Below are 25,112 nucleotides of genomic sequence, written 5' to 3'. Positions count from 1 at the left end.
CCCGAGGTCGACGCGCTCGTCACGGGCCTGCCCGGTCACGCCGAGGCCCGGGAACTGGACGCCCGGCGCAACGGCCCCGCCGCCCTGGCCGTCAGCGGGCCCATGGTGCGCGAGCGCGTCCCGCGGCTGACCGACGCCGCCGTGCGCCTGGCCGCGATGGACGCGCAGGGCGTCGACGTGCAACTGGTCAGCCCCTCTCCCTCCCACTACCACTACTGGGCGGACGAGGGGACGGCCGAGAAGGTGTACCGCCTGGCCAACGAGGCGACGGCCGCGCACTGTTCGGCCGCACCCGACCGGCTGCGCGGACTCGGCCTCGTGCCGCTGCAGCACCCGGAGCACCTGGTGCGCGCCCTCGAGCACGCGCTGGGCCAGGGGTTGCTGGGCGTCGAGGTCTCCAGCCACGCCCCGGGGCGGGAGCTGTCCGACCCGGCCTACGAGCCCTTCTGGAGCCGGGCCGAGGAAACCGGCGCGCTCGTCTTCCTGCACCCCTTCGGCTGCACCCTCGACGAACGGCTCGACCGGTGGTACCTGTCCAACACCGTCGGCCAGCCCACCGAGAACGCCGTCGCGCTCTCCCACCTGATCTTCTCCGGCGTCCTGGACCGGCACCCGGACCTGAAGCTGATCGCGGCGCACGGCGGCGGCTACCTGCCCACCCACATCGGCCGCTCCGACCACGCCTGGTCGGTCCGCTCCGACGCCGGGGCCGCCTGCGCCCACCTGCCCAGCAGCTACCTCAAGCGCCTGTACTTCGACTCCCTGGTCCACGACCCGCACGTGCTGCGGGAACTGGTCCGGGCCGCCGGGGCCGACCGGGTGCTCCTCGGCTCCGACTTCCCCTTCGACATGGGCGCCGAGGACCCCGTCGGCGCCCTGCGTGCCGCCGGGCTCCCCGAGTCCGACTTCCACGCCGTCCGCGGCGGCAACGCCTCCGCCCTCCTCTCCAAGGAGTGACTCTCATGCGTCTGCTCACCCACCTGCGGCACGTCGACCTCGCCGTGCCCGACTACGACAAGCAGCTCGACTTCTACGCCGGCGTCTGGGGCCTGACCAAGGTCGCCGAGGACTCCGGCATCTCCTTCCTGGCCGCCGAGGGCTCCCCCGAGCAGTACGTCGTGCGGCTGCGCAAGGCCCAGGAGAAGCGCCTCGACCTCGTCTCCTACGGCGCCGCGTCCCCCGCGGACGTCGACACCCTCGCCGAGCGGCTGCTCGCGGGCGGCGTGCAGCTGATCTCCCGGCCGGGCAAGGTCGACACCCCGGGCGGCGGCTACGGTTTCCGCTTCTTCGACGTCGACGGCCGCACCATCGAGGTCTCCGCCGACGTCGAGGTCAGGCGGCACCGGAAGATCGAGGAGAAGGAGTCCATCCCGGTCAAGCTCTCCCACGTCGTCCTCAACTCCCCGGACCTGAACCGCACCCGCGAGTGGTACGAGCGCCACCTCGGCTTCGCCCTCTCCGACACGCTCGGCTCGCCGCACATGGGCGAGGTCATGCACTTCATGCGGATCAGCAACCAGCACCACTCCATGGCCATCGCACAGGGCCCGCACACCTCGCTGCACCACGTCTCCTTCGAGATGCGCGGCATCGACGAGTACATGCGCGGCTCGGGCCGGGTCATGCGGGCCGGCTTCAAGAAGATCTGGGGGCCGGGCCGGCACATGGCCGGGGACAACACGTTCACGTACTTCCTCGACCCGCACGGCAACACCGTCGAGTACACCACCGAACTGGAGTGCCTGGACGAGGACACCTGGCACCCCCACGTCTACGACTTCTCCCGGCCCGAGGTCACCGACCAGTGGGGCACCGCCAACCCCATGAACGAACTGGTCGCCAAGGAGTCCTTCAACGACCCCGACCGCGGCGTGTTCGTGGCCCCGCCGGTCTGATCCCGCGCCCCGTCCCCGGGGACGCGACGGCGGCGTCCACGCCCTGACTCCCCCCGTCGCGTCCCCGGTCCGCTTCCCGCCCCTCCCTCTCCGCCAGGAGCGTCACCATGCGTTTCGCCGCTTACGAACAACACCACCGCCGGCGTGTGGCCGTCGTGGAGGAGGACGGCACGCTCCTCCCGCTGCCGGGCGTCTCCTCCCTGTCCACGCTGCTCGCCGAGACGGACGGCCTGCCCGGGCTGCTCGCCGCCGGCCGGCGGGCACTCGACGTCCCGCCCGGTCCGCACGTCTCCCGGGTGCGGCTGCTCCCCCCGCTCCGGCCCGCGTCCGTACGGGACTTCGTCACCTTCGAGGAGCACGTCGAAGGCGTACGCCGCTCCGTCGACGGCGCGGCCGGCGTGCCCGAGCAGTGGTACGCGGCGCCGACCTTCTACTTCACGAACCCGCACGCGGTCCACGGCCCCGAGGACGGCGTCCCCGTGCCGCCCGGCTCGTCCGTCCTCGACTTCGAACTCGAGGTGGGCGCCGTCATCGGCCGCGAGGGCCGCGACCTCACCCCCGGACAGGCCCGCGACCACATCGTCGGCTACACCGTCTTCAACGACTGGTCCGCGCGCGACCTGCAGTCGGCGGAGATGAAGGTCGGCCTCGGCCCCTGCAAGGGCAAGGACACCGCCATCACCCTCGGCCCGTACCTCGTCACCGCCGACGAACTGGAACCCCGCCGGGACGCCGACGGCTTCCTGCGCCTGGCCCTGACCGCCGAGGTCAACGGCCGGGTCGTCGGCGAGGACCTGCTGTCCAACATGAGCTGGACCTTCGAGGAGATGACCGCCTACGCCTCCCGCGGCACCCGCGTCGTCCCGGGTGACGTCCTCGGCTCGGGCACCTGCGGCAACGGCGGCTGCCTCGCCGAGCTGTGGGGCCGGCGCGGCGAGCAGGACCCGCCGCCGCTGAAGCCGGGCGACTCGGTCTCCCTCACGGTCGAGGGCATCGGCACGCTGACCAACACCGTGGTCCCCGGCGCGGAGCCCGTCCCCCTGCCCGCGGGCCGGCGCCGTACCCGGGAGCGGCCGTGAGCGACCCGCACCCCAAGAGGCTGCTCGGCAAGGTCGTCGTCGTCACCGGCGCCGCCCGCGGCCAGGGCGCCGCCGAGGCCGAGTTGCTCGCCCGGGAGGGCGCCCGTGTCATCGCCACCGACGTCACCGGGGCGCCCGGCTGCCGCCGGCTCGACGTCACCGACGAGGAGGACTGGGCGGAACTGGCCGCCGGGCTGCGCGAGTCGTACGGGCAGGTGCACGGCCTGGTCAACAACGCCGGCACCACCTGGCGCGCCCGCCTCGGCGACGTACGCCCCGAGGACATGGCCCGCGTCCACGCGGTCAACGTCACCGGTCCCCTGCTCGGCATCCAGCACCTGGCCCCGCTGATGCCGGCCGGTTCCTCCATCGTCAACGTCGGCTCCTCGGCGGCCCTCACCGCCCACTACCCGGTCGCCTACACCACCAGCAAGTGGGCGCTGCGGGGCCTGTCGAAGACCGCCGCCCTGGAACTGGGACCACGCGGGATCCGGGTCAACACGATCCACCCCGGTCACATCGAGACCGGGATGACCGCCTCCGCGGCCCCCGCGTTCCGCGAGGCCAACGTCCGCGAGACACCGCTGGGCCGCACCGGCACCGTCGACGAGGTCGCCCCGCTGGTCGTCTTCCTGCTGTCGGACGAGTCCTCCTTCATCACGGGAGCCGAGATCCCCGTCGACGGCGGGCTCACCGCGCACGGCGGCGTCAAGTCCGTCTCCGACGCCCTGCGCGCGGACGCGCCGTGAAGGCGCCCCGGCCGGCGCGTACCGCTCGTGCTTCGCCCACGACCGGCTCGTGGGGGAGGAGGGAGGACCGCGCCGGCCATGGCGGCTGGGGCCCCGCACCGTGCCGTTAGCATGTTCGAGCTCACGACGATCCGCTGATCGTCCGCTCTTCACCGGAGAACCCCGCCGAACAGCGCGATGAGTGACCCATTCCGCCCACATCCGATGAACGAGCCAGACCATTGAAAACTACTCCCCCACGAATACCGGGGCGGACAGACCGCGCTTCCGTGTTCGCCGCGTGGCGCCGCCCCCGGGCGGTGCTGTGGACCGCGGCGGGCGCGGTGACCCTCGGATTCCTCGTCGCGCTGGAATGCGCCGCGCGTCACTACGGCCTGCCGGGGCCGATCACCCATCAGGCCCGGGAGGTGGTGTTCACCCCGGCGTCCGGGCCGCTGCTGTACGGCGGACTGGCGTTGACGATGGTGGTGCTCACCTGGCGGCAACGGCTCGTCGCGTTCTCCGTCGCGGTCGCCGTCGACGTCGTCTTCGCGCTGGTGCGGTGGGCGGTCGGTGCCGAGATGGAGTTCGGCAACGGCGCCCTGTGGGTGGTCCTGGGCTGCGCGGTCGTCGCGGTCACACGCCGGACCGGCCGGGAGCGCGTGCTGCTCCTGAAGGGCGTCGGGCTGGGCCTGCTGCTGGTGGCCGGCCACAAGACGGGCGACACCTGGCTGCTCATCACCTCGAAGACCCGGCCGACGGTGCTCGACCAGTACGTGGCGACCGCGGATCACGCGCTGGGCAACCCGTCGTGGCTGATCGGCCGGATCGTCGAGGCCACCCAGCCGGTCAGCGGCCACGCCCTGCACCTCGTCTACGGTCAGCTGCCGCTGGCGGCGGCCGTCGTCGGGCTCTACCAGCTGCGCCGTGTGGCGGTCGAGCGCCGTTTCCCTCGCCACCACCTGGTGCGCACCTTCCTGGTGATCGGCCTGCTGGGGCCGGCCGTGTACATGATCTTCCCCGTCGTCGGGCCGGTCTTCGCCTACGGCGCCGAGGGCGGCTCCTGGGTGGCGGCCGACCTGTGGCCGGGCACGGTGCCCCCGGTCGGTGTCCCGCACTCGATGCCGTTCGACGCGGTCACCCCGCGCAACTGCATGCCCAGCCTGCACACGGCGTGGGCCACCACGCTGTTCATCCACACCCGTGAGGGCTCACGGACGATGCGCTGGGCGGGCGCGTTCTGGCTGGTCGCCACCCTCACCGCGACGCTGGGCTTCGGCTACCACTACGGCGCCGACCTCCTCGCCGGCGTGGTGTTCGCGCTGACGATCGAGGCGGCGATGCGCGCGCTCGCACGCGGCTGGGACCGGCCGGCCACGTGGCTGGTCGCCCACGGCACGACGGTCTTCGCCCTGCTGCTGGTGTCGTACCGCTTCCTGCCGAGGGAGATGGCCGCACACCCGTGGCTGTCCGGGCCGCTGCTCGTCCTGGTGACGGCCTCGGTGGTCCGCGGCTACCTGTGGACGACCCGGCAGTGGGACCCGGAGGCCGCGCCGGCACCGGAACCGGGACCGACCCCCGTGGAAGCGCGACCCGAGCCCGTGTGAGGCGCGGCGCCCCCCACGTCCCGGCGCTCCCGCCCGGCCCGGCGCGTGGGCGCCCTGTCCGGCGAAAAGCCCCCTCCGGCCGCACGGACCAGGACGAAGGCGGACGGCGGCCAGGCCGGGTCCACGGGCATCCGTTCGGCACGGTCCGCGGCCTCCTCGTACGCGGCCCGCGCGCGTTCCGCCCGGATCCCGGCACGGCCGGCAGCCGGGCCCAGGCCGCTCCGGCCGCGGCGTGCCCGCCCAGCCGCGCGGCGCCGCACGCGGACTTCGCCGCTGCCGCGACCAGGGCGGTCGCCGCGACGAAGCCGACCGGGCCCGCGCCCTGCCCCCACGGCGAGGACCGTGCCGCAGACGGCGAGCGCCGTCACGGCGGCGGCCACCACAGCGAGGACGGGGGCACGGCGCCGGCGGGGCGGATCGCGGCCGAAGGCGGTGGTGAAGGGGCCCGGCATGGCGTAGCGGGCGAGGCCGGGGCGCCCCGCCGGGGTGATCGGCAAGGACTCCGCTCCGGGTTGCGGGGCCCTCGGCGACGCGCTTCGGTTGAAGGACCCCCCTGCCACCGGACCAGGAGCTGTCATGTCGATGTCGTCCTTCGGTCTCGGCTCGTCCACCCCGTTCAGTGACCTGTTGAACCGGTTCTCCGGCATGTCGCCCACCTCCTCGCCCCCGGCGGTGCAGCGGGTGCCGATCGGGCGGCTGCTGACCGGGTCCTCGCAGGAGTTCGTCAACCTGGCGGCGCGGCGGGCGCTGGAGGACGGGACGACCGACCTCGACACCGAGCACCTGCTGTGGGCGGCCACGAAGGCCGACCCCGCGCGCGGGCCGCTCGCCCGGGCCGTCGCCGCCCAGGACTTCGAGAAGGCCGCGCGGCCGAAGCGGGACACCGCCGAGGCGGAGGGCGAGCTCGCGGGCATCGAGGAGCGTCGCGAGGGCGTCGTCTCCGTCACCGCCGCCGACATCGCGGACGTGATCTCCCGCCGTACGGGCATCCCGGTCTCCCAGCTCACCGCGAGCGAGAAGGAGAGGCTGCTGAGGCTGGAGGAGGAGATGCACTCCCGGATCGTCGGCCAGGACGAGGCGGTCACCGCCGTCTCGCGGGCCGTGCGCCGCGACCGGGCCGGCATGGGCGATCCCGACCGTCCCGTGGGCTCCTTCCTCTTCCTCGGTCCCACCGGTGTGGGCAAGACGGAACTGGCCAAGACCCTCGCCGAGCTGCTGTTCGGCGAGGAGGACCGCATGATCCGGTTCGACATGAGCGAGTTCCAGGAGAAGCACACCGTCGCCCGTCTCGTCGGAGCCCCTCCCGGCTACGTCGGGTACGAGGAGGCGGGCCAGCTCACCGAGAAGGTCCGCCGGCAGCCCTCCAGCGTGGTCCTCTTCGACGAGGTGGAGAAGGCGCACCCCGACGTGTTCGACACGCTGCTGCAGATCCTCGACGACGGACGCCTCACCGACGGCCAGGGCCGCACCGTCGACTTCCGGCACTGCGTCGTCATCATGACGTCCAACATCGGGGCCCACCGGATCCTCGACCACAAGGGCGACGTGTCCGACCTCAAGGACGAGCTGATGGGGGAACTGCGGAGCCGGTTCCTGCCGGAGTTCCTCAACCGCATCGACGACATCATCGTCTTCCACGGCCTCACCGAGGAGGACCTGAGCGAGATCGTCGACCACCTGCTGGGCCGGAGCGAGCGCCGGGTGCGCGCACAGGGCCTGGAGCTGGAGGTCACGGAGGCCGCCAAGAAGCTGCTGATCGCCCACGGGCACCAGCCGGAGTTCGGCGCGCGCCCGTTGCGGCGCACCATCCAGACCGAACTCGACAACCGCATCGCCGACCTGCTGCTCGGCGGCGAGGCCGGACCCGGCGACACCGTCGTCGCCGACGTGCGCGACGACTCACTGCACTGCACGGTCAGGAAGGGCGGCGGCTCCGAGCCCGCGACTCCATGACGAACCGGGTCTGCACGGTGGGGCATTCGACCCGCGGCTTCGACGAGGTGCTGACGATGCTGCGGAACAACGAGGTGACCCACCTGGTCGACGTCCGCTCCTTCCCCTCCTCACGGAAGTTCCCGCAGTGGAACGAGTCCGCGATCGTCGACGCGCTCCCTCCCGACCTCGCGTACCGGCGGATTCCGCAGTTGGGCGGCCGACGGCACACCCCCAAGGGGGTGCCGAGCGAGAACGGCGCGTGGCAGGTCAAGGCGTTCCGTGACTACGCCGACTACATGGCGAGCGACGCGTTCGCGGAGGGGCTGGACGAGTTGCTCGGTCTCGCCGCGCGAGGACGGCCGGCGATCATGTGCAGCGAGGCGGTGCCCTGGCGCTGCCATCGCAGGCTGATCACCGACGCGTTGATCGTCGCGGGCGTGGAGGTCGCGCACATCATGTCGGCCACGATGACGAAGCCCGCCTCCCTGAGCCCCCACGCGCGCGTCCGGGACGGGCGCCTCACCTATCCGCCGCCCGCGTCGGCGTGAGGTCCCGCCGTCGCGCAGCCACCCGGCCCGGCACGGCGGCGGGATCCGGCGAAGCGTCCGGGACCGTGGTGGTGCCGGCGGCGCGGGCCGGCCGAGGGCGCGACGTCCTCCGGCCACGCGTCCAGGTGTGCCGCCTCCCCGCCCACCCCGCGACAGGTGGCCATCCGTCCGGTCGCGAGGATCCTCCCCCGCGGCGCACGCCCCGTGTGTCGTCTCGGGCGGGTTCGTGCGCGGCGAGGCCTCGGGTCGCGGCACCCGGTGCCGTGTGGAACCGTGGAACGGTCAGCACGCGCTCCGCTCCCACCCGCACGAAGAGGAGGGTGACCATGTCCTCGAAGCGACGCCGGAAGAAGAAGGCGCGCCGCAACCACGCCGCGAACCACGGGAAGCGTCCGCAGTCCTGAGGACCGCGGCGGCCGGGCACGGACAGCGGACGGAACGGCGGGCAGGCCATCGGTCTCCCGCCCTCCCCTCGTCGTGCGGCAGGCCGTGCGGTCACCCGAGGGCGGTGAAGGACGCCGTGGGGCGGTGGTCTCCGTCGCGCCCGGTCAGCGGGCGGGCGTCGACCGCGTGCGGGACGCCCCGCCCGGGGCCGGGGCGGCGCTCGTGCTCAGCCGGCTGCTCTTCCCGCCGCACCCGCCGGCACCGCTGAGGCGCGCCGGGACCGCCGCGCCGGCGGGGCCGGGGGCCCTCTCGGCCGGCGGCATGCGCCGTACGGGGCGAGGGGAGAGGATGGCACTGTGCCGATGTGGCACCCCGGTCCCCGCGGTGGGAGCAGGAGGGTCGACATGGACCGGTACGACGCCGCGGCCGGCTCGGCCGGTCCCGAGAACCCCAAGAGCGCCGAGAGCGCCGAGAGCGCCGAGAACGACGAGTTCGCCTCCCCGCCCGGTGGTCTGCTGGACCTGCTGGGCGTCGCGGCGACGGTGCTCGACGACAGGGGGCGGATCGTCCTGTGGAGCCCGGAGGCGGAGCGCCTCTTCGGCTACGGCTCCGCCGAGGCGCTGGGGCGGTACGCGGCGGACCTCCTGATCGATCCGCTGCACAGGCCCCGGGTGTTCGAGCTGTTCGGCCGCGTGCTGGCCGGGGAGTCGTGGGCGGGGGGCTTCCCCATCCTCTGCAAGGACGGCACCGTGCGCTGGACGGAGTTCCGCAACGTGCCGCTCCAGGACGACCGGCACCACACCTACGCCCTCGGCATCGCCACCGACCAGACGCAGTTGCGCGAACTGGAGACCGGGCTGGCGCTGACGTCACGCCTGTTCCACCACGCGCCGTTCGGCCTCGCGGTACTCGATCCCGGCCTCCGCTACCTGCTCGTCAATCCGGTGCTGGAGAAGATCCACGGCAGGACGGCCCATGAGATCGTGGGCCGGCACGTGTCCGAGGTGATCCCGGTCCCGGACAGCGCCCCGGTCGAAGCGGCCCTGCACCGTGTGCTCGCCACGGGCGAACCGCTGCGGGACCAGCTCAGCTTCAGCACCACCCCGGCCGGTCCCGGCCCCCACCGCGAACACGTCTGGTCCGCGTCCTACTACCGGCTCCAGGACCAGCGCGGCCGGACCCTCGGGGCCGCCGTCACCGTGTTCGACGACACCGAGCGGCACCGGGCCGCGTCCGAGGCGAACCGGGCACGCGGACGCCTGGCCACGCTCGCCGAGGCGGGGGTACGCATCGGCTCCACCCTCGACCTGGAGCGCACCGCGCACGAGCTCGCCGACATCGCGGTGGACGACCTCGCCGACGTGGCCGCGGTCGACGTCCTCGACGTCGTCTTCACCGCCGCCGACCCCGCCCTGCCGGACATCGGGCAGAGCGCGGCCTTCCGCCCGCTGGCCGTCGCCGCCCGTCCGCCGACGGAGGCCGCCCTGGCCGCCGATCCCGTCGGTGAGGTGGCCGTCTACGCCGCGGACCGCCTGGTCACGCAGTGCGTCACGACGGGCCGGCCGGTGCTGGTGCCGCGTCTGACCGCCGAGACCCTCAGACGTCTGGGCCACCGGCCCGATTCGGACATCCTCGGTCGCGCCGGTGCCCACTCCTACCTGGCCGTCCCCCTGGGCGCGCACGGCTGCGTCCTGGGGGCCCTGTCCCTTCTGCGGGTCCACGACCCGCGCCCCTTCGACGAGGACGACCGCGACTTCGCCGTCGAACTCGCCGACCGGGCAGCCATCTGCATCGACAACGCACGCTGGTACCGGCACGAACGCGACACCGCCCTCGCGCTGCAACGCAGCCTTCTGCCGCGCCGGGCCCCCGGCCGTACCGGGCTCGAGATCGCCACCCGGTACCGGCCGGCCGACGACACCTCCGAGATCGGGGGCGACTGGTACGACGTGCTTCCCCTCGCGGACGGCGGCACCGCCCTCGTCATCGGGGACGTCATGGGAAGCGGCGTGACGGCCGCGGCCGCGATGGGGCAGTTGCGCACCGCCACCCGCACGCTGTCCCACCTCGGCCTGCCCCCGGCCGACGTCCTGCACGGGCTGGACCGCCTCGCCGAGGACCTGGAGTCTCCTTTCGCCACCTGCACCTACCTCACCTGGCGGCCGGCCTCCGGCACCTGTGAGTTCGCCTCCGCCGGTCACCTGCCGCCCGCCGTGGTCCGTCCCGACGGGACCGCCGAACTGATCCAGTCGCCGCCCGGCCCCCCGCTCGGCATCGGGGACAGCGCGTTCACCACCCATCGCCTCGCCCTCACCGCCGGCAGCAGGCTCCTGCTGTACACCGACGGCCTCGTCGAGACCCGGACCGATGCCATCGACGACCGGCTCCGGCTCCTCCTGAGGCTGCTCGCCAAGGCTCCGCAGGGCCTGGAGGACACCTGCGACCTGCTCCTGGACCAGATGCGTCACCCGGGCTCGCGCGACGACGCCGCGCTCCTCCTCGCCTGCCTGACCCCGGGTGCCGGCACACCGGCGGCCCGGCCCTCACGACGTACGTGATCCGCGGCACCGGCTCGCCGGGACCCGCTCGTCCTCAATGCCGGGTCCGGGGGTGGGACGGCGGACTCCGGGGACGACCGGGCTCTCCCGCGCGGCCCGCTCCCCCGGTCCGGCACGGCCGCCACCCCGACGTCTCCTTCTTCTCCGGCCACACCCACTGGGACCTGGACCCCTCCGACCGGCCCGGAACGTCATATCCGGGCACTCCTCGCGTCACGAGAAGTCCGCGGGCGCACGCCTCCATGTCCAGGACATCACCGCCGCCCGGCCGGGCCGGGCGGGCCGATCGGCCCGGAACGAACCTGCCGCACGCCGTGGAAGCACGACGGACGGCGGGACACCGGTGTGCGTCACGTCCAGTGGTGCCGCGCACGCGCCATGTCCACTCGCGCACCGCGCATCGGTGTTCCCTCGTCGGCGAGCAGGGCCGGCGCCTGCCCACCGTGACAGGAGGCAGGCGTCCCGTCCGCGTACACGACACGCCACCACGGCACGTTGTCGTCGAGCAGACTCATGGCCCGCCCCGCCTGCCGTGCACCGACACCGGCCCTCCGGCCGACGTCCCCGTAGGAGGCCACGGCGCCCGCGGGGATCGTGAGGACCGCCTCCCGTACGTCGTCGACGAAGGTCATGGCACCTCCGGGCAGGTGGGGCGGCCGTCGCGGGCCGACGCGGTTCCTCGTCGTCGTCCGCATCCGCCGAGCAGGCCGGACGATGTTCCGGCTGACGCGCCGAGCCGGTCGCACCCGCTGACGGGCAGGATGCCGGAGGACACGGAAGTCGCTCTCTAGGCCTTCGTCAGGGCCGCTCCTTTGTGCATGGCGATGTGGTCGGTCCTGTCGCTCTTGATCTCGTACTGCGGGTCGTCCTCCGAACAGTGACGGGTACGGCCCTTGAATTCGACGTCGCGTGTGTGCTTCTTGACGATGGTGCCTTCGACGTGTCCGGCTTCGGAGTTCCAGCGCACGTGGTCCCCCACGGAAAACTCCTTCGTCATCTTCCCTCCTCCGTTCCGTTCCCGTGCACGGGTCCCGTCCGCAAGCCGGCGTCGGACCGGCTCGCGGACGAGAGCGCACCGGGTACCCTGCGCGTCGGGTGGCGAATCGGATCACGGTGCCGCGGAACGCGCGTGGGCGCGGCCCGCCGTCGGGTCCGGCAGGGACGCCATCGCCCGGGTCCTGACGGGCACGTCCGCCGGGACGGGGGGGGCGGCCGCTGCCCCGGCCAGGTTCCCGACGGTGCGCCCTCGACCGTTTCCGCGGGCCCTCACACAGGTCAGCGGCGTTCCGGACCGCCGACGGTGAGCGAACTGCGAGCATCGGTCCCCAAGGAGTCGGCAGGGGTCACCGGGGCCGCTGTTCCTCCTGCAGTGGCCGGATGACGCGTCCGCTCAGTTTGTGCGGCACGATGCGGATCCACAGATCACGCCTGCCCCCGGCCCACGGCGCCGACCCGTACCGCACCGCGAGGGCTTCGAGCGCGTCCGGATCGGCTGGGTGCTCGACGGTCCCCGTCACCAGGACGCTCCAGCCCCGGCCGGTCGCCTCGTCGATGTGATCGGCCTCGAAGGCGACCTGCACCCCGGAGCGGACCGCCGCGGCGCCGGCCGGGTCGGTACGGTAGACGACGCTCCGCCCGTCCACCAGGAAGTTGACCGGCAGCACCACCGGAGCCTCGCCGACCGCGTCGGCCGTGTAGGAGAGACGGCCGATGCCGTGTGTGCCCAGCCGCTGCCAGCACTCCTGCTCCGACAGCCGCGCCAGGACCGGGTGGGCCGCGGGCCCGCCCCGGCCCGGCGGCACGTCGCGCCGCCCCGTCGTCAGCTCCTCGTACGACATGTCCAGCACGGCGGCGAGCCGCATGAGCGCACCGGGGTCGAAGCCGGCTCCCAGCTCCTCGACCTGGCGCAGATACGTCGTCGACATCCCTGCTCGCACGGCCACTTCCTCGCGGGACATCCCCCGTTGTCCCCGCCGCAGCGCTATGCGGGTGGCGACACTCTCCTCCGCCGAGGAGGCGTCGGCCGCGGGCTCCGGCCGGTCCCGGTCTTCGTGCACGGCCGTTCACCCCACTTCGTCCGCTTCCTTTCAGGGGAGCAGACCCTCCGCCGATCCGCCAGCGCAGAGACGCCCGTGCCGGCCGGCCATGACGCGCCGGACCCCGGGCACCGGGGGGCGTCCCTTTCCGAGGCCGACGGATCCAGCGGACCGCTGCTGAACAACCACACCGGACGCTTGGACAACGCGCGTCGGTGCCGTCGGACGAAGCGCCGGGCGTCCTCGTGCCGACGGCCCGCATACGGGACTCCGCCGACGATCACGGCGTCGTAGGGAGCGAGGTCGTCGACCGATCCGGCGGGTGCGGTGTCGAGGGACGCCCCCTTCTCACGAAGCACGTCGGCGACGGCCTCCGCGATCCGGGCGGTCGAGCCGTTCGCCGTTCCGTAGGCGACCAGTACCTTCCTGCTCATCGCCTTCTCCCCCGTCTCTTCGCTGAAGCAGGCCGGTCCGGCCGACGTCCCCTGGAGCGCACCCCCCCTGCCGGCCACCGGCAGCCGTCCGACCGTGGTCATGCGTGCCGGCCGTGGTCGGCGGCGTATGCCGCGAAGACGTCCGCCGGCGTTCCGCCGGTATGGAGGAAGCGCTGGTCGAGAAGGGTCGCGAGATCGTCCAGCGCGCCGACGAGCAGGTCACCCGCCAGGCGCACGTCGAGCCGCTCCGCCGCCTGCCCGCTGCGGGCGAGTGCTCCGGCGTAGCCGATCACCGCGGCCAGCGACGAGTGGTCCTCGCCGTCGTGGAAGTAGTACGCCTCCGCGTACTGGGTGAAGTCGATCCGGACGCGTACGACCTCGGCGGCCAGGTCATGCAGGAGCAGCGCCCCCGCCGTGCCGTCGATCTGGCGCGTCGTCGTGCCGGAGTCCCGCAGCAGGGCCAGGCGGATCGCGAGCACCCTCCTGCGGGTCAGCGCCGGGTAGATCTCGAGCACCCACGAGACGGTGGCCGTCAGGAGGGCGAAGCCGATCAGGGCCTCCAGCGGGGAGACCAGTCGGAGCCAGCCCGCGTCAGGCGCGATGTCCCCCAGTCCCAGGGGCGCGACCATGACGAGTGACAGATACACGGAGTCGAGCAGGGCAGGCTCCTGCGCGGCCCGGGAACCGGACGCGAAGGCGAACGCCCCGGGCATGTGCGGCCAGTAGACGACCGCCCAGCCGAGGACGACCGTGCCGGCCCACATGCAGACGGTCGTCACCATGGCGAGTGGTCCGACCAGCCCGACCACACGCCTTCGGGCACGGAAGCGCCGGGCCAGCCGCCACAACGCCGTCATCACCAGACGGCTCAGACCGCCGTGGCGGGTCGGATGCCAGATCGTGTGGAACAGGTCCCGCAGCGTGACCATGACGAGCCCGGCGCCCACCAGCGAGACGAACCACTCCATTCCGCGTCTCCCACGACCGTTACCGCAGTGGCTGAACCCACGCTCTCCGAGCGTAGGGCGGCGGCCGCACCGCCGCAGGACGGACCGTCCCCGGCGCGGTGGTTCCCACGTCACGGAGCCGGGGAGAAGTGGTTCTCTTCCTCCTGGGCGAAGTGCGGGCGCAGCACGGTGCCGAGGCCGTAGAGGCGGGAGCGAAGGTCGTCCGGCTGTTCGCCCTCCGACAGGGCCGGCCGGGCGTCGTCGTGCCGCGGGAAGGGCTGCCGGCGGACGTGAAGACGGGTCTCAGTCCGGCTCCGTGCAGGGACGCCGGAACACCTTCGCCTGATCCGCGCCCCACGGCCGGACAGCTGCCAGGGCCCGTGCCACCGCGGACCCCAGGGGACCGCTGGTGTCGACCGCGACCGCCTCCGGCCACGGCTCCTCCCTGGCCGCCTTGGCGTCGGCGACGTCGGCGTCGGCGTCGGCGTCGGACGCGCCCGGGGCACGGGTCCTCAGACGGGCCGCTGCCACGTCCCCGGGCACACGGCAGTGCAGGGCCACGAGATCGGCGCTGGTGCGTTCGGCCGTACGCCGAGCCGCTTCGCGCTGGGCCGAGTCGATCCACGTGGCGTCCAGAACCACGGACTCGCCCTTGGCCAGGAGAGCCGCTGCCCGGTCGAGCAGCTCGGCGTAGGTTCTGGCCGTCCACTCGGGCGTGTACAAGCCCTCGCCGTAGTCGGCGGCCGCGGCCCGGGCCGCGGAGAGCCCCGTCATCTCCGGCCTCTTCCTCGCCCGGAGCACGGAGCACGGAGCACAGAGCTCACCCAGGCCCAGGTACACGTCCGGCGCGAACCGCCGGTTGAGCTCGATCTCGCGCTCGCACGCGGCACGGCGCGACGTCGACGTGGTGTGGTCCAAGAACCCCGGAGCCACCGGCTTCTTGCGCTTGTACACGCGGTCCCCCGCGAAGAAGAGCACCGCGGTGTGCGTCTCGCGGACGTCCGCGCGCTTCGCCGCTCCCGGATCCTCGTGGCGCCCCGGCTCAGTCACGGGGCACCACGGCGAGACACTCGGGCGGACCGTCGAGGCCCGCCGTGACGACTGATGGCATCACAGACAGCCTCCGCTGTGCCGACGTCGTGCGTTCTCCGCCGAGGAGTACCTCATACGCCTTCGTGGCGCATGCGGGCGCCGCCGATGGCAGGAAGGACCCGCCCCTGCGCGGGAGGTGATCAGGAAGACGCCGGCCTCGGCAGACGGCAGCCGGTGTCCGTCCGGCATCGCGAGCTCCGTGATCCCACCCGCACAGATACCGGCGGCCCGGACGGGAGAGCCCCCGTCAGATGATCCTCAGCACATCCCGTACGGGCCGTCGGGGCGTGGCCGGGCCCTTCGGCCCGTACCCCAGACGGAGCACCATCTGTACGTGGCCGACCCCCGACGCCGGGTCGCGGGCCAGCAGGCGCAGCTCTCGGTCCTCCAGGGGGTGCGAGGTCAAGGACGTGGACAGACCGGCCAGAGTGCCCTCCAGCAGGACGCGCTCCAGTGCCTGGCCGGCCCTCAGCCAGTCGGTGGGACCGTCACCCCGGGTGCTGAGCAGGGCCAGGTGCGGAGTGCGCTCGAAGGCCGTGCTTCCCCGGTCCGCCACCGGCCTGCGTCCGGAGAAGTCGCGCACGGGAGCCTTGCCGTCCCTCTTGCGCGGGCCGAAGGCGTACTCGGGGACACCGTCGGCGGCCGTGTCCGCCGCACCGCCGAGCCTCGTCCAGCGCACCACGTCCTCGTTGACCTCCGGGTGCAGCAGGTCGCGGCTCTCGGCGTCGCGGACCAGGCCGAGCAAGGTCTCGACGTGCCAGCGGCCGGGGAAGAGCAGGACCGCCTCCTCCCGTGCCGCGGCCTCCTGCAAAGCGGCCCGGACGCCCTCGGGGACGTCCCTCTCGGAGAACGGGTGACGGCTCGTGCGTCGCTGCGGGATCGCCGGATGCAGCCGCCACAGGTCCTTCTCCTGCGGAGTCTCCGTCGGATCGGCCAGCCGCACGGCCGCGAGGAGCAAGGGGTCCCGCGGGTCGGGAAGCAATCGGATCCGTAGCGCCAAGGACGCGTGCACGGCGGAGACGCGCAGGTTGAAGAGGGCCGCCCCGCAGCCGATGTGCAGCGCCCGGTTCCCGGGATCGGACCGGGGCATGGACCGGTCCGGGTCGGCGCGCAGCTGCAGGAGGCGCTCCCCGGCCACGTGACGGAAGCGCCACGGCTGCGCGTTGTGCATGGACGGGGCGGTGGTGGCTTCGGCCACCAACGTGGTCACCGTCTCCTCGTCGAGTCGAATCTGGAACATGGAGTCCTCCTTGCGACCCGGCTCACCGGGCGAGGGGCTGGTCCGCATGCTCCGGCCCCGTCGGACCGTCGCGGTCGTGGTCGTCACGGGTCCTGTCCTCGCCAAGGACTCCCGCCACCCCCATTGTTCGCCGGGCGCGCTGTTCGCGGGAGGGCCGGACGGCCGCCCGTCGGCGCCGACGGCATGGGCCGGGGGTCCCGGTGGCGGCAGCCGGCCGGCCCTTCCCACCGGCCCCGGGGACGGGCGACGCCGGGAACCGGCCCGGCCGCACGCCGATACGGGCGAGGTGGGCGTCATGCAGCCTCTTCGTACGGGCCCTGCCCCCGAACAGGACTTCCTGGTGAGCACCGGCGCGGAACCGGCCCCCGGCTGCCTGAACGATTTCGACGCCGCACCCGCGGACCTGGCCGGACTGTCCGTCGGCTGGCGCGGCGGCACGGTACCGGGCAGCGTGGACCCAGCGGACAACACTCCTGTGAGGTGACCATGCAACCCTCCGAGGCGGTACCACGGGTGGTCGTGGGGGTGGACGGGTCCCCGTCCTCCCATGCGGCGCTGCGCTGGGCGGACCGTTACGCGCGGACCGTCGGCGGCGTGGTGGAGGCGATCCACGTCTGGGACACCCCGTCCGCCACGGGCTTCAGCGGACCGGCCGTCGACCCGGACTTCGACCTGCAGCAGGCGCGCGAGCGTTTCGCGGAGGAACTGGGCGCCGTCTTCCCGGACGAGCGGCCGCCGGGGTTCTAGGAGGTGCTCGTCGAGGGTGACCCCTCGGAGGCGTTGATCCGCGCTTCGGAGGGGGCCGACGTCCTCGTCGTGGGGCGCCGGGGGCGAGGAGCCTTCGCCAGGGCGATGCTGGGGTCGGTGAGCCAGCGCTGCGCCCAGCACGCGGCCTGTCCCGTCGTCGTCGTCCGGCAGGAGAGGGACCCGGTTCACTGATCCCTGCCGCGGGAAGGCCGCGTGGATCTCCTGCTCGTCGGCGTCGTGCGAAACGAGCAGGAGTTCGTCCCCGGGCCGCAGAGGAAGTCCGGGGTGAAGGACGGTGGGCTCCCCGTCCCGTACCGCTGTGGCCGCCAGGGTGGCCTCGGGCAGCGGCACGTCGCCGAGACGTCGGCCCGCCGGCCCCGATCCCGCCGTGCCGGGTGACGTCGATCGCGCGGCCACAGCGTGTTTGCGGTCTCGCCTCGTCTCCCCCCTCGGCCTCCGTCCGCCGGGCGCCGTCCCTCGTGGAGGGGAAGCGCTGCCGTGAGCGCTCATGCGCCGTCGGCCGGGACGATGCGCCGCCCGGTCAGGCGTTCCGTGTCCACGACCAGCCACATCGAGCGCCCTCCCCCGGCCCAGGGCTCGGTGTGTGCCGCCGCGTCCAGCCTGCGCACCGTCTCCGGATCCGTCACGGCCCGTCCCCGGCCCACGATCAGGACGCTCCAGCCCTGGCTCATGGCGTCGTCGATGCGGTCGACCTCGAAGGCCACCTCGTTGCCCGCGGCCTCGGCGGCGGTCGAGCCGGGAGCCGTGCGGAAGGCGATCGTCCCGTCCGTCACCTCGTAGTTGACGGGGAGCACCGCGGGCCCGTTCTGCGTGGTCAGCGCGAGGCGTCCCACTCCGTGCGTCGACAGCAGGGCGCGGCACTCCTCCGCGTCGAGGTCCCGCAGGACCGGGTCGCGAAGCGCCCGCCCCTGACCGGACGGCTGGTCCGCGCCGCCGCCCTGGAGTTCGACGTACGTCGTCCCCAGGGCGTCGGCCAGCCGCACCAGTGAACCGGAGCCCGGGTCGGCCGTGTGCGTCTCCAGGTAGGCGAGGTACTGCGGCGCCATATGGGCACGGCGGGCCACCTCCTCCCGGCTGAGCCCCTTCCGTCGGCGAGCGGCGGCAAGGCGCCGCCCGACGTCGCCGACCTGCCCGGTGCGGACGGCAGGTTCCACCGGTTCACCACGAGACGGGTCCGGCCGCGCTCCCGCATCAGGTGCGGACCGCTCTCCACCACCGTGCTGCACGCGCGCGTCCGGGCCCGGGAACACGAGCGTGACCTCACCCGTGTCGGACCAGCGGACGTCGTACGGCGGCGTTCCGTCGTCGTGACGGAGACCGACGATCTCCCCGTCCCGCCGGTTGACACCGTTGGCCGGCGTCTCGACGATCAGCCGGTCGCCCAGGTGTGCGTACATGACCGTGACCTCTCCGTCGACGGGTCCCTTCCTCCAGGGTCACGCGCCGGTGCCGCGCCCACCAGACGGCTGACGGTCCCCGTGGCCGTGCCGAACCGGCCCCTGCACCCCGGCGAGGCCCGGCGTCAGACTGGAGACGGGGCCGCTGCCGGAGGTGAGCACGATGCGTGGAACCGGAGCCACCCGGCGGTCTCTGTGGCGTTGGCGCCGCAATCCGTTGCGCCGTCGTGAGGACGTGCTCGAGGCGTGGATCCTGCTGATCACGTGGCTGGTGGTCGCGGTGGCGGGTCCCGTGGCCGGAGTGCTCGGAGCGCAGGCCGGCGCGCGCGACGCGGCACAGCGGCGCGCCGAGCGTCATGCGATCACGGCCACGCTCGTGAGGGACTCCAGAGGCAGTGCTGTGACCGACGGGACGGTGATGGACCGTACCGACACCCCTGTGCGCTGGACGGCGCCCGACGGGACCCGGCACTCGGGCAGGGCCTCGGTCGGCCCGGGGCTGAAAGCCGGCTCGCGGGTGACGCTGTGGACGGACCGGCAGGAGCGCCTGGCGGCTGCGCCGCCCACTGCGGCTCAGGCCGGGGTGGACGCCGTCCTCACGGGCACCGCCTCGTCCTTCACCGTCGTCGCGGCGGCGACCGCCGGGTACTACGGCGCCCGGGCGGTACTCGACCGGCGGCGCCGGGCCGCCTGGGAGAACGCGTGGCAGGAGATCGACTCCCGGTGGGGGCGGGCGGCCGGCTGAGCCGGGCCGGCACCGCGGACACGGGGCACGGTCCGGCAGCCGGCTCCCGGCGGTGGGCGCCCGCCGGCCGAGGAGAGGCGACGAGCGGCTTCACGGTCGTGGGGGCGGACGGTTCCGCACCGGGCCTCGACGCGGTCGCGTAGGCGGTCCGTGCACCGGCTCCGAGGCCGCCGGCGTCCGCACCAGCACGGCGCCGTCCGGGTCCGGGAGGAGGGTGACCGGGAGAACCGCGCGGCGACCGTCATGCGCGGGTGTGCGCCGCGAGGGCGTGCTTCGCCTCGGGCGGCGGAGGTCACCTTGCGGAAGTGGGGCGTGAGCCGGGTGCCGCTGCGCTGGGCGCACCGCCTCGCGCGGGGAAGGGACCGCGCTCGTCGCGGGGTGGGAGGGCGGTCGCGGGGGCACCAGGTCCCGCCTGCCCGTCCGGTCGAGTTGCACCGCGCCGTTTTGCGACGATCGTGGAGTCGTACGGCCGGTGGACGGAGAAGGTTCGGTTCCCCGCATCACCGCCGCGGCCGCCCCGTCGGCCTGGGCCCGCTCCCGCTTCCGGGCCCTGGTGGAGGGAAGGCGATCGCGATTGCCACAAGGGGCGTCTGCGGCGCCCTGACCGAGGACCACCGCGAACGGCTCGTGCCTCTCGCCCGTGAGGCGTCGTTCACGATCGACGAGCTCATGTTCGAGAAGGGCGGAAAAGCCGACCGCTCCTGGATCATCCACCCGGGCACCGTCGCCCTCGTCCCACGCACGCCCGGCCGCCCCGCAGCGGTCGTCGAGGCCGTCGGAGCCGGAGAACTGCTGGGCCTGCCCCTTCCCGTCACCGGCGCCGGGGGCCCAGGCCGCCGGCCCGGAGGCCCCGGCGCCGGTGAGGTGCCCTGACGAGGCGAGACGAGGAGAACCCGGTGCCCGAGACACCGCACATAGTCAGCGATGTGATGACCCGGACGGTCGTGGCCGTCGGGCGCGACGCGCTCTTCAAGGAGATCGTGCAGACCATGGAGCGGTGGAAGGTCGGTGCGGTGCCGGTCCTGGAAGGAGGAGGGCGTGTCGTCGGCGTCGTCTCCGAGGCCGACCTGCTGCCCAAGGAAGAGTTCCGCGACAGCGACCCAGGCCTCCTCGAGCAGCGCCGGCGGCTGTCGGACGTCGCCAAGGCCGGGGCGGTGACGGCGGAAGAGCTCATGAGCACCCCCGCGATCACGGTCCACCCCGACGCCACCCTGGCGCAGGCGGCCAGGACCATGGCCGTCCGGCACGTCAAGCGGCTGCCCGTGGTCGACGACGTCGGCATGCTCCAGGGCGTGGTCAGCCGCGCCGACCTGCTGAAGGTGTTCCTCCGATCGGACGAGGAGATCGAGGAGGAGGTCCGCCGCACCGTGGTGTCCTGCCTCTTCCCCGCCTTCAGCCACGCCGTCCACGTCGATGTCCACGAGGGAGTCGTCACCCTCCGCGGTCACATCCACGACACCTCGCTCATATCGGTCGCGGTGCGGCTCGTGCGTGCCGTGGAGGGCGTCGTGGACGTCGAGCCACAGCTCACAGGCGAGTCGGCGGGCCGGGGCGGGCCCGAGTCCGTCCGTTGACCCTACGGAAGAGCGACCGCGCGGCCCCCGCGGGGCGAGGCCACAGAGGAACGCGAACGTCACCTTCCGACGAGGGGACGGCCGCCGAGGTGGTGAGCCCGCGTGATCGCCGCCCTCTCCTCGGAACGGCGCCGCGCCCAGCGCGTCGCGAACGGTACGCCACCGCACGGCACGACCGGCCCGTGCCCGCGGAACGGACCGGCCGGGACCGCTGGGCGCCAGACGATCACAACCCGGGCGGGGGAGGCGGCACGCGGCATCGAACGCGTACCGCGAGGACGCCGCCCGTCGGGTCCGCGCTGACGTGGACGTCACCGGCCCGTCAGCCGTTTCCGCGGATCAGCGGGACCTTCCCCGCGGTTTCAGTGGCGTCGCCGGCAGCTCCGGGGCGGGCAGCGGGGCCCCGTCGTACCCCTTCACCTCGCCGAACCGCGTCCCTTCCGTCCAGTCCCGGCGGGCCTGTTCGATCTCCTCCTGCGTCCGCCCGATCCAGTTCCAGAACATGATCAGCTCCTCCTCGAACGGCTCGCCGCCCAGGAGCATCAGGCCCGCGTCCGACTCGGCCCGCAGGGGCAGTTCGCGGCGGCCGCAGCCGAGGTAGAGCATCGAGCCCGGCACCAGGGGCACGCCGTCGACGTGGGCCTCTCCGGACATGGCCAGGACCGCGTACTCGAAGTCCGGCTCCAGCGGCAGGCGTACGTCCGCGCCCCGGGCGAGGGTCAGGTCGGCGCCGACGAGGGGGGTGTACGTCGTTCCCGGCGAGGCCGCGCCGTCGAGTTCGCCGAGGAGCAGGGTGGCGGTCAGGCCGGGGGCCGTGACGTGCGGCAGGTCGCCGTGGAACTCGAAGTGCGGGTCGGTGTGGCGGTGGGCGTCCGGGAGGGCCACCCACAGCTGTGCGCCGTGCAGGTGGCGGGCGTGCGAGCGCGGGCTCTCCTCGGAGTGGCTGATGGCGCGGCCGGACGTCATCAGGCCCAGCTGGCGCGGGCGGATGGTCTGGAGGCTGCCGGTGGAGTCGCGGTGCAGGACCTCGCCCTCGTGGAGCCAGCTGACCGTCTGCAGGCCCATGTGCGGATGCGGCGGCACCTGCATGCCGGGTTCGCCGGCGATGTCGTCGGGGCCGTAGTGATCGACGAAGCACCAGGCTCCGACCATGCGCCGCCCCAGGTTGGGCAGCAGCCTGCGGACCTCGGTGGACTCGCCGAGCTTGACCCGACGGGGGCTGAGGAGTTCTCGCACGGGCTCCGCCACCACGAAGCCGCGGCCGCCGCACACGGAGGGAACCGCCTCGCGGTCAAGGTTGCTCATGGCGCCCAACCTAGTCCCCGCACGGCCCACCGCGGCAATCCTCCGCCGCCCCTTTTCACCCCGCCGGACAGGCACGTGGACCGGCGGGTCCCGGCCCGCGTCCGCACCCGCGCACCTGCGGAAAGGGTGGTGGAATATTCAACCAACGAGTGCGGTTGCAGCGGGCGCAGAAGGAGGTCACGAGTGGACACGACGTACTACGACCACGGAACGCCGGCGGAGCGCTGGGAGCGCGCGCGGATGTTCTTCGACGCCAAGGACTACGCCGCAGCCGCGCGCGTCCTGGGCACGCTGGTCGAGGAGGTGCCCGAGCAGACCGGACCGCGGCTGCTGCTGGCGCGTGCCTACTACCACTCCGCCCAGCTGCGGCGCGCGGAGGCCGAGCTGCGGGTCATCGTCGAGCGCGATCCGGTGGAGCACTACGCCCGGCTGATGCTGGGCCGCACCCTCGAACGGCAGGGGCGGCAGGAGGAGGCCGACTCGCACCTGCGGATCGCCTCCGCCTTCGCGGGCGACTTCGCCGAGGGGGTCTGAGCGGGACTCCCCGCCGGTGACGCCCACGGTGCCCGGTCCCCGCGGGACCGGGCACCGTCGTGCGCCCGGAGCATGACGGTGCGCCGTCGCCGCGCCCCGTGTCATGCTGGCGCGATGGGAGCCCCGAGCGAGCACACGCCTCTCGCCGAGCGGGTCGAGGAACTGCTCGCCGCCGGCGGCCCGTTGCCGATCGTCTCGGCCGGTGACCCGGTGCTGCGGCGGGTCGCCGAGCCCTTCGACGGACAACTGGAGCCCGCGCTGCTGACGCGGTTCGTGGAGGCGCTGCGCCTCACCATGCACGCGGCGCCGGGGGTCGGTCTGGCGGCGCCGCAGGTCGGGGTGGGGCTGAGGATCGCGGTGATCGAGGATCCGGCGCCGGTGCCGGACGAGGTGCGCACGGCCCGCGGGCGGGTGCCGCAGCCCTTCCGGGTGCTGGTCGATCCGCGCTACGAGCCCGTCGGCACGGGCCGGGCCGCGTTCTACGAGGGCTGTCTGAGCGTGCCGGGCTGGCAGGCGGTGGTGGCCCGGCACGCCGCGGTGCGGCTGATCGCGCGGGACGAGCACGGGCGTGCGGTGGACGAGGTGTTCACCGGCTGGCCGGCCCGGATCGTGCAGCACGAGACGGACCACCTCGACGGCACCCTGTACCTGGACCGGGCCGAGCCGCGGTCCCTGGCGTCCGGGGAGGCGGTGGCGAGGCTGTGGGCCCAGCCGACGCCGGAACGGGCCGCGGCGGCCCTGGGGTTCGACCTCCCCTGACGGCACGCCCGCCGCCGGTCGCGGGCGCGTTCGGGGCGGACGTGTCCCGCTCGCCCCGGCACGACGCGGCCGGACCGGTCAGTTGTCCCGGTACGCCTCCAGCAGCCGCAGCCACACCTCGCTGATCGTCGGGTAGGACGGCACGGCGTGCCACAGCCGGCTGACGGGCACCTGCCCGGCGACGGCGATCGTCGCGGAGTGGATCAGCTCGCCGACGCCCGGGCCGACGAAGGTGACGCCGCGGACGATCTCGTCCTCCAGGTCGACGACCATGCGGGCGCGGCCCTCGTAGCCGTCGCGGTACAGTCCCGCGCCGGCCACGGTCGACAGGTCGACGTCGACGGCGCGGACGCGGTGGCCGGCCTCTTCGGCCTCGGCCAGGGAGAGGCCGACGGCGGCGGCCTCCGGGTCGGTGAAGACCACCTGGGGTACGGCGTCGTGGTCGGCGGTCGCGGCGTGCGCGCCCCACGGGCCGGACTCCAGGGCGGACTCCTCGGGCTCGCCGGAGGCGCGCGCGGCGATGGCGGCGCCCGCGATCCGGGCCTGGTACTTGCCCTGGTGGGTGAGGAGCGCGCGGTGGTTGACGTCGCCGACGGCGTACAGCCAGTCGTGGCCGTCGACGCGGAGGCTGTCGTCGACCGGGAGCCAGGAGCCGGGCCGGAGGCCGACGGTCTCCAGTCCGATGTCGTCGGTGCGCGGGGCGCGGCCGGTGGCGAAGAGGATCTCGTCGGCCTCGATGCGGTCGCCGGTGCCGGTGACGGCGACGACGGTGCCGTTCTCGCGGGTGACGGACTCGACGGAGGTGCCGGTGCGGATGTCGGCGCCGGCCTCGGTGAGCGCCTCGGCGACCAGTTCGCCGGCGAACGGCTCCATGCGGGCGAGCAGGCCCTTGCCGCGGACGAGGAGGGTGACCCGGGCGCCGAGGGCCTGCCAGGCCGTGGCCATCTCGACGGCGACGACTCCGCCGCCGACCACGATCAGCCGTCCCGGCACGCTCTTCGCGCTGGTGGCCTCGCGGCTGGTCCAGGGACGTACGTCGTCGAGGCCCGGCAGGTCCGGCAGGGCGGCCCGGGAGCCGGTGCAGACGGCGACGGCGTGGCGGGCGGTCAGGACGCGGCGGGTGCCGTCGGGGCCGGTCACCTCCACCGTGCGCGGTCCGGCGAGGCGCCCCTGTCCGCGGTACAGGTCCGCGCCGATACTCTCGACCCACCGGACCTGGCCGTCGTCCTTCCAGTGCGAGGTGTAGTCGTCGCGGTGGGCGAGGACCGCGGCGGCGTCGAGCGGGCCCTGCGCCGCCCTGCTCAGTCCCGGGGTGCGGCGGGCGTCCGCTCGGGCGATGACCGGGCGCAGCAGGGCCTTGCTGGGCATGCACGCCCAGTAGGAGCACTCGCCGCCGACCAGTTCGCTCTCCACGATCGCGGTGGACAGTCCCGCCGCCCGGGTGCGGTCGGCGACGTTCTCCCCCACGGGGCCCGCGCCGATCACCACGACGTCGTACGCGTTGGATTCCGATTCCGTCATGGGGCCAGTGTGGTGGGTGGTGTGCG

23 protein-coding genes and 3 pseudogenes are annotated in these 25,112 nt (G+C 73.8%); 16 read left to right on the top strand and 10 right to left on the bottom strand.

Features of this window, described 5'->3' with window-relative positions; genetic code table 11:
* The 9 genes and pseudogenes from ACZ4V6_RS24745 to ACZ4V6_RS24705 all read left to right on the top strand — a co-directional run.
* Nucleotides 1-957, top strand: a 957-nt coding sequence (locus ACZ4V6_RS24745) for an amidohydrolase family protein (protein ID WP_467831179.1), incomplete at its 5' end; no start/stop codon positions are given.
* Nucleotides 958-962: 5 nt separating this feature from the next.
* Complete coding sequence (locus ACZ4V6_RS24740; RefSeq protein ID WP_467831176.1) at nucleotides 963-1,895, top strand: VOC family protein; 933 nt, start codon at nucleotides 963-965, stop codon at nucleotides 1,893-1,895.
* 107 nt (nucleotides 1,896-2,002) lie between these two features.
* Nucleotides 2,003-2,974: a fumarylacetoacetate hydrolase family protein gene (locus ACZ4V6_RS24735; RefSeq protein WP_467831173.1), complete on the top strand. Its 972-nt coding sequence runs from the start codon at nucleotides 2,003-2,005 to the stop codon at nucleotides 2,972-2,974.
* On the top strand, nucleotides 2,971-3,723 hold the full coding sequence (locus ACZ4V6_RS24730) for an SDR family NAD(P)-dependent oxidoreductase (protein ID WP_467831171.1): 753 nt from the start codon (nucleotides 2,971-2,973) through the stop codon (nucleotides 3,721-3,723). Before ACZ4V6_RS24735 ends, ACZ4V6_RS24730 begins: the two co-directional genes overlap by 4 nt.
* Nucleotides 3,724-3,992: 269 nt before the next feature.
* Complete coding sequence (locus ACZ4V6_RS24725) at nucleotides 3,993-5,309, top strand: phosphatase PAP2 family protein (protein ID WP_467831168.1); 1,317 nt, start codon at nucleotides 3,993-3,995, stop codon at nucleotides 5,307-5,309.
* 834 nt (nucleotides 5,310-6,143) lie between these two features.
* Nucleotides 6,144-7,262: pseudogene (locus ACZ4V6_RS24720) on the top strand (AAA family ATPase); the annotation flags it as partial.
* Nucleotides 7,259-7,792: a DUF488 domain-containing protein gene (locus ACZ4V6_RS24715; protein ID WP_467831166.1), complete on the top strand. Its 534-nt coding sequence runs from the start codon at nucleotides 7,259-7,261 to the stop codon at nucleotides 7,790-7,792. The pseudogene ACZ4V6_RS24720 and the gene ACZ4V6_RS24715, both read left to right, overlap by 4 nt.
* A gap of 326 nt (nucleotides 7,793-8,118) precedes the next feature.
* Nucleotides 8,119-8,196, top strand: coding sequence for a 50S ribosomal protein bL37 (locus ACZ4V6_RS24710; RefSeq protein WP_466384113.1), 78 nt, complete (start codon nucleotides 8,119-8,121; stop codon nucleotides 8,194-8,196).
* 384 nt (nucleotides 8,197-8,580) lie between these two features.
* A complete protein-coding gene (locus tag ACZ4V6_RS24705; RefSeq protein WP_467831164.1) occupies nucleotides 8,581-10,734 on the top strand; it encodes a SpoIIE family protein phosphatase in 2,154 nt (717 codons plus the stop codon).
* 350 nt (nucleotides 10,735-11,084) lie between these two features.
* Here ACZ4V6_RS24705 and ACZ4V6_RS24700 read toward each other — a convergent pair whose 3' ends face one another.
* From ACZ4V6_RS24700 to ACZ4V6_RS24670, 7 genes and pseudogenes are all read right to left on the bottom strand, one after another.
* Complete coding sequence (locus tag ACZ4V6_RS24700; RefSeq protein ID WP_467831162.1) at nucleotides 11,085-11,366, bottom strand: MGMT family protein; 282 nt, start codon at nucleotides 11,364-11,366, stop codon at nucleotides 11,085-11,087.
* A 155-nt stretch (nucleotides 11,367-11,521) separates the two neighbouring features.
* Nucleotides 11,522-11,731: a hypervirulence associated TUDOR domain-containing protein gene (locus ACZ4V6_RS24695; RefSeq protein WP_467831159.1), complete on the bottom strand. Its 210-nt coding sequence runs from the start codon at nucleotides 11,729-11,731 to the stop codon at nucleotides 11,522-11,524.
* A gap of 346 nt (nucleotides 11,732-12,077) precedes the next feature.
* Complete coding sequence (locus ACZ4V6_RS24690; RefSeq protein WP_467831157.1) at nucleotides 12,078-12,791, bottom strand: helix-turn-helix domain-containing protein; 714 nt, start codon at nucleotides 12,789-12,791, stop codon at nucleotides 12,078-12,080.
* On the bottom strand, nucleotides 12,716-13,204 hold the full coding sequence (locus ACZ4V6_RS24685) for a flavodoxin domain-containing protein (RefSeq protein WP_467831154.1): 489 nt from the start codon (nucleotides 13,202-13,204) through the stop codon (nucleotides 12,716-12,718). The genes ACZ4V6_RS24690 and ACZ4V6_RS24685 overlap by 76 nt, the downstream gene beginning before the upstream one ends.
* 98 nt (nucleotides 13,205-13,302) lie before the next feature.
* Complete coding sequence (locus ACZ4V6_RS24680) at nucleotides 13,303-14,172, bottom strand: ion channel (RefSeq protein WP_467831152.1); 870 nt, start codon at nucleotides 14,170-14,172, stop codon at nucleotides 13,303-13,305.
* A 282-nt stretch (nucleotides 14,173-14,454) separates the two neighbouring features.
* Nucleotides 14,455-14,904: pseudogene (locus tag ACZ4V6_RS24675) on the bottom strand (P-loop nucleotide/nucleoside kinase family protein); the annotation flags it as partial.
* 586 nt (nucleotides 14,905-15,490) lie between these two features.
* Nucleotides 15,491-16,483 carry an Acg family FMN-binding oxidoreductase gene (locus ACZ4V6_RS24670; RefSeq protein ID WP_467831149.1) on the bottom strand — a complete coding sequence of 331 codons (993 nt, stop codon included), beginning with the start codon at nucleotides 16,481-16,483 and terminating at the stop codon, nucleotides 15,491-15,493.
* Nucleotides 16,484-16,778: 295 nt separating this feature from the next.
* Between ACZ4V6_RS24670 and ACZ4V6_RS24665 the strand changes: the two genes are divergently transcribed.
* Nucleotides 16,779-16,967 carry a hypothetical protein gene (locus ACZ4V6_RS24665; RefSeq protein WP_467831146.1) on the top strand — a complete coding sequence of 63 codons (189 nt, stop codon included), beginning with the start codon at nucleotides 16,779-16,781 and terminating at the stop codon, nucleotides 16,965-16,967.
* A 2-nt stretch (nucleotides 16,968-16,969) separates the two neighbouring features.
* Nucleotides 16,970-17,422: pseudogene (locus ACZ4V6_RS24660) on the top strand (universal stress protein).
* Between the two features lie 314 nt (nucleotides 17,423-17,736).
* On the opposite strand, the gene ACZ4V6_RS24655 reads toward ACZ4V6_RS24660, so the two are convergent.
* Nucleotides 17,737-18,648, bottom strand: coding sequence for a pyridoxamine 5'-phosphate oxidase family protein (locus ACZ4V6_RS24655; RefSeq protein WP_467831143.1), 912 nt, complete (start codon nucleotides 18,646-18,648; stop codon nucleotides 17,737-17,739).
* Nucleotides 18,649-18,811: 163 nt separating this feature from the next.
* Between ACZ4V6_RS24655 and ACZ4V6_RS24650 the strand changes: the two genes are divergently transcribed.
* From ACZ4V6_RS24650 to ACZ4V6_RS24640, 3 genes are all read left to right on the top strand, one after another.
* Entirely contained in the window at nucleotides 18,812-19,393 is a 582-nt protein-coding gene (locus ACZ4V6_RS24650) for an Rv1733c family protein (protein WP_467831141.1), read from the top strand.
* A 627-nt stretch (nucleotides 19,394-20,020) separates the two neighbouring features.
* Nucleotides 20,021-20,266 carry a hypothetical protein gene (locus ACZ4V6_RS24645; protein ID WP_467831138.1) on the top strand — a complete coding sequence of 82 codons (246 nt, stop codon included), beginning with the start codon at nucleotides 20,021-20,023 and terminating at the stop codon, nucleotides 20,264-20,266.
* Between the two features lie 23 nt (nucleotides 20,267-20,289).
* A complete protein-coding gene (locus ACZ4V6_RS24640; RefSeq protein WP_467831136.1) occupies nucleotides 20,290-20,967 on the top strand; it encodes a CBS domain-containing protein in 678 nt (225 codons plus the stop codon).
* A 339-nt stretch (nucleotides 20,968-21,306) separates the two neighbouring features.
* On the opposite strand, the gene ACZ4V6_RS24635 is transcribed toward ACZ4V6_RS24640, so the two are convergent.
* Nucleotides 21,307-22,272 (bottom strand): pirin family protein, encoded by a 966-nt coding sequence (locus ACZ4V6_RS24635; RefSeq protein WP_467831133.1) that lies wholly within the window; start codon nucleotides 22,270-22,272, stop codon nucleotides 21,307-21,309.
* 183 nt (nucleotides 22,273-22,455) lie between these two features.
* On the opposite strand from ACZ4V6_RS24635, the gene ACZ4V6_RS24630 reads away from it, so the two are divergent.
* Both ACZ4V6_RS24630 and ACZ4V6_RS24625 read left to right on the top strand, forming a co-directional pair.
* On the top strand, nucleotides 22,456-22,806 hold the full coding sequence (locus ACZ4V6_RS24630; RefSeq protein ID WP_467831131.1) for a tetratricopeptide repeat protein: 351 nt from the start codon (nucleotides 22,456-22,458) through the stop codon (nucleotides 22,804-22,806).
* Between the two features lie 114 nt (nucleotides 22,807-22,920).
* Entirely contained in the window at nucleotides 22,921-23,565 is a 645-nt protein-coding gene (locus ACZ4V6_RS24625; protein WP_467831128.1) for a peptide deformylase, read from the top strand.
* A gap of 78 nt (nucleotides 23,566-23,643) precedes the next feature.
* Here ACZ4V6_RS24625 and ACZ4V6_RS24620 read toward each other — a convergent pair whose 3' ends face one another.
* Nucleotides 23,644-25,086, bottom strand: coding sequence for a dihydrolipoyl dehydrogenase family protein (locus ACZ4V6_RS24620; protein WP_467831125.1), 1,443 nt, complete (start codon nucleotides 25,084-25,086; stop codon nucleotides 23,644-23,646).
* Nucleotides 25,087-25,112: the final 26 nt, after the last annotated feature.

The organism is Streptomyces sp. NPDC029152 (genome assembly GCF_055564355.1).
Note: the sequence above shows the minus strand (reverse complement) of the source record. Positions and strands in the feature narration are given on the sequence as shown.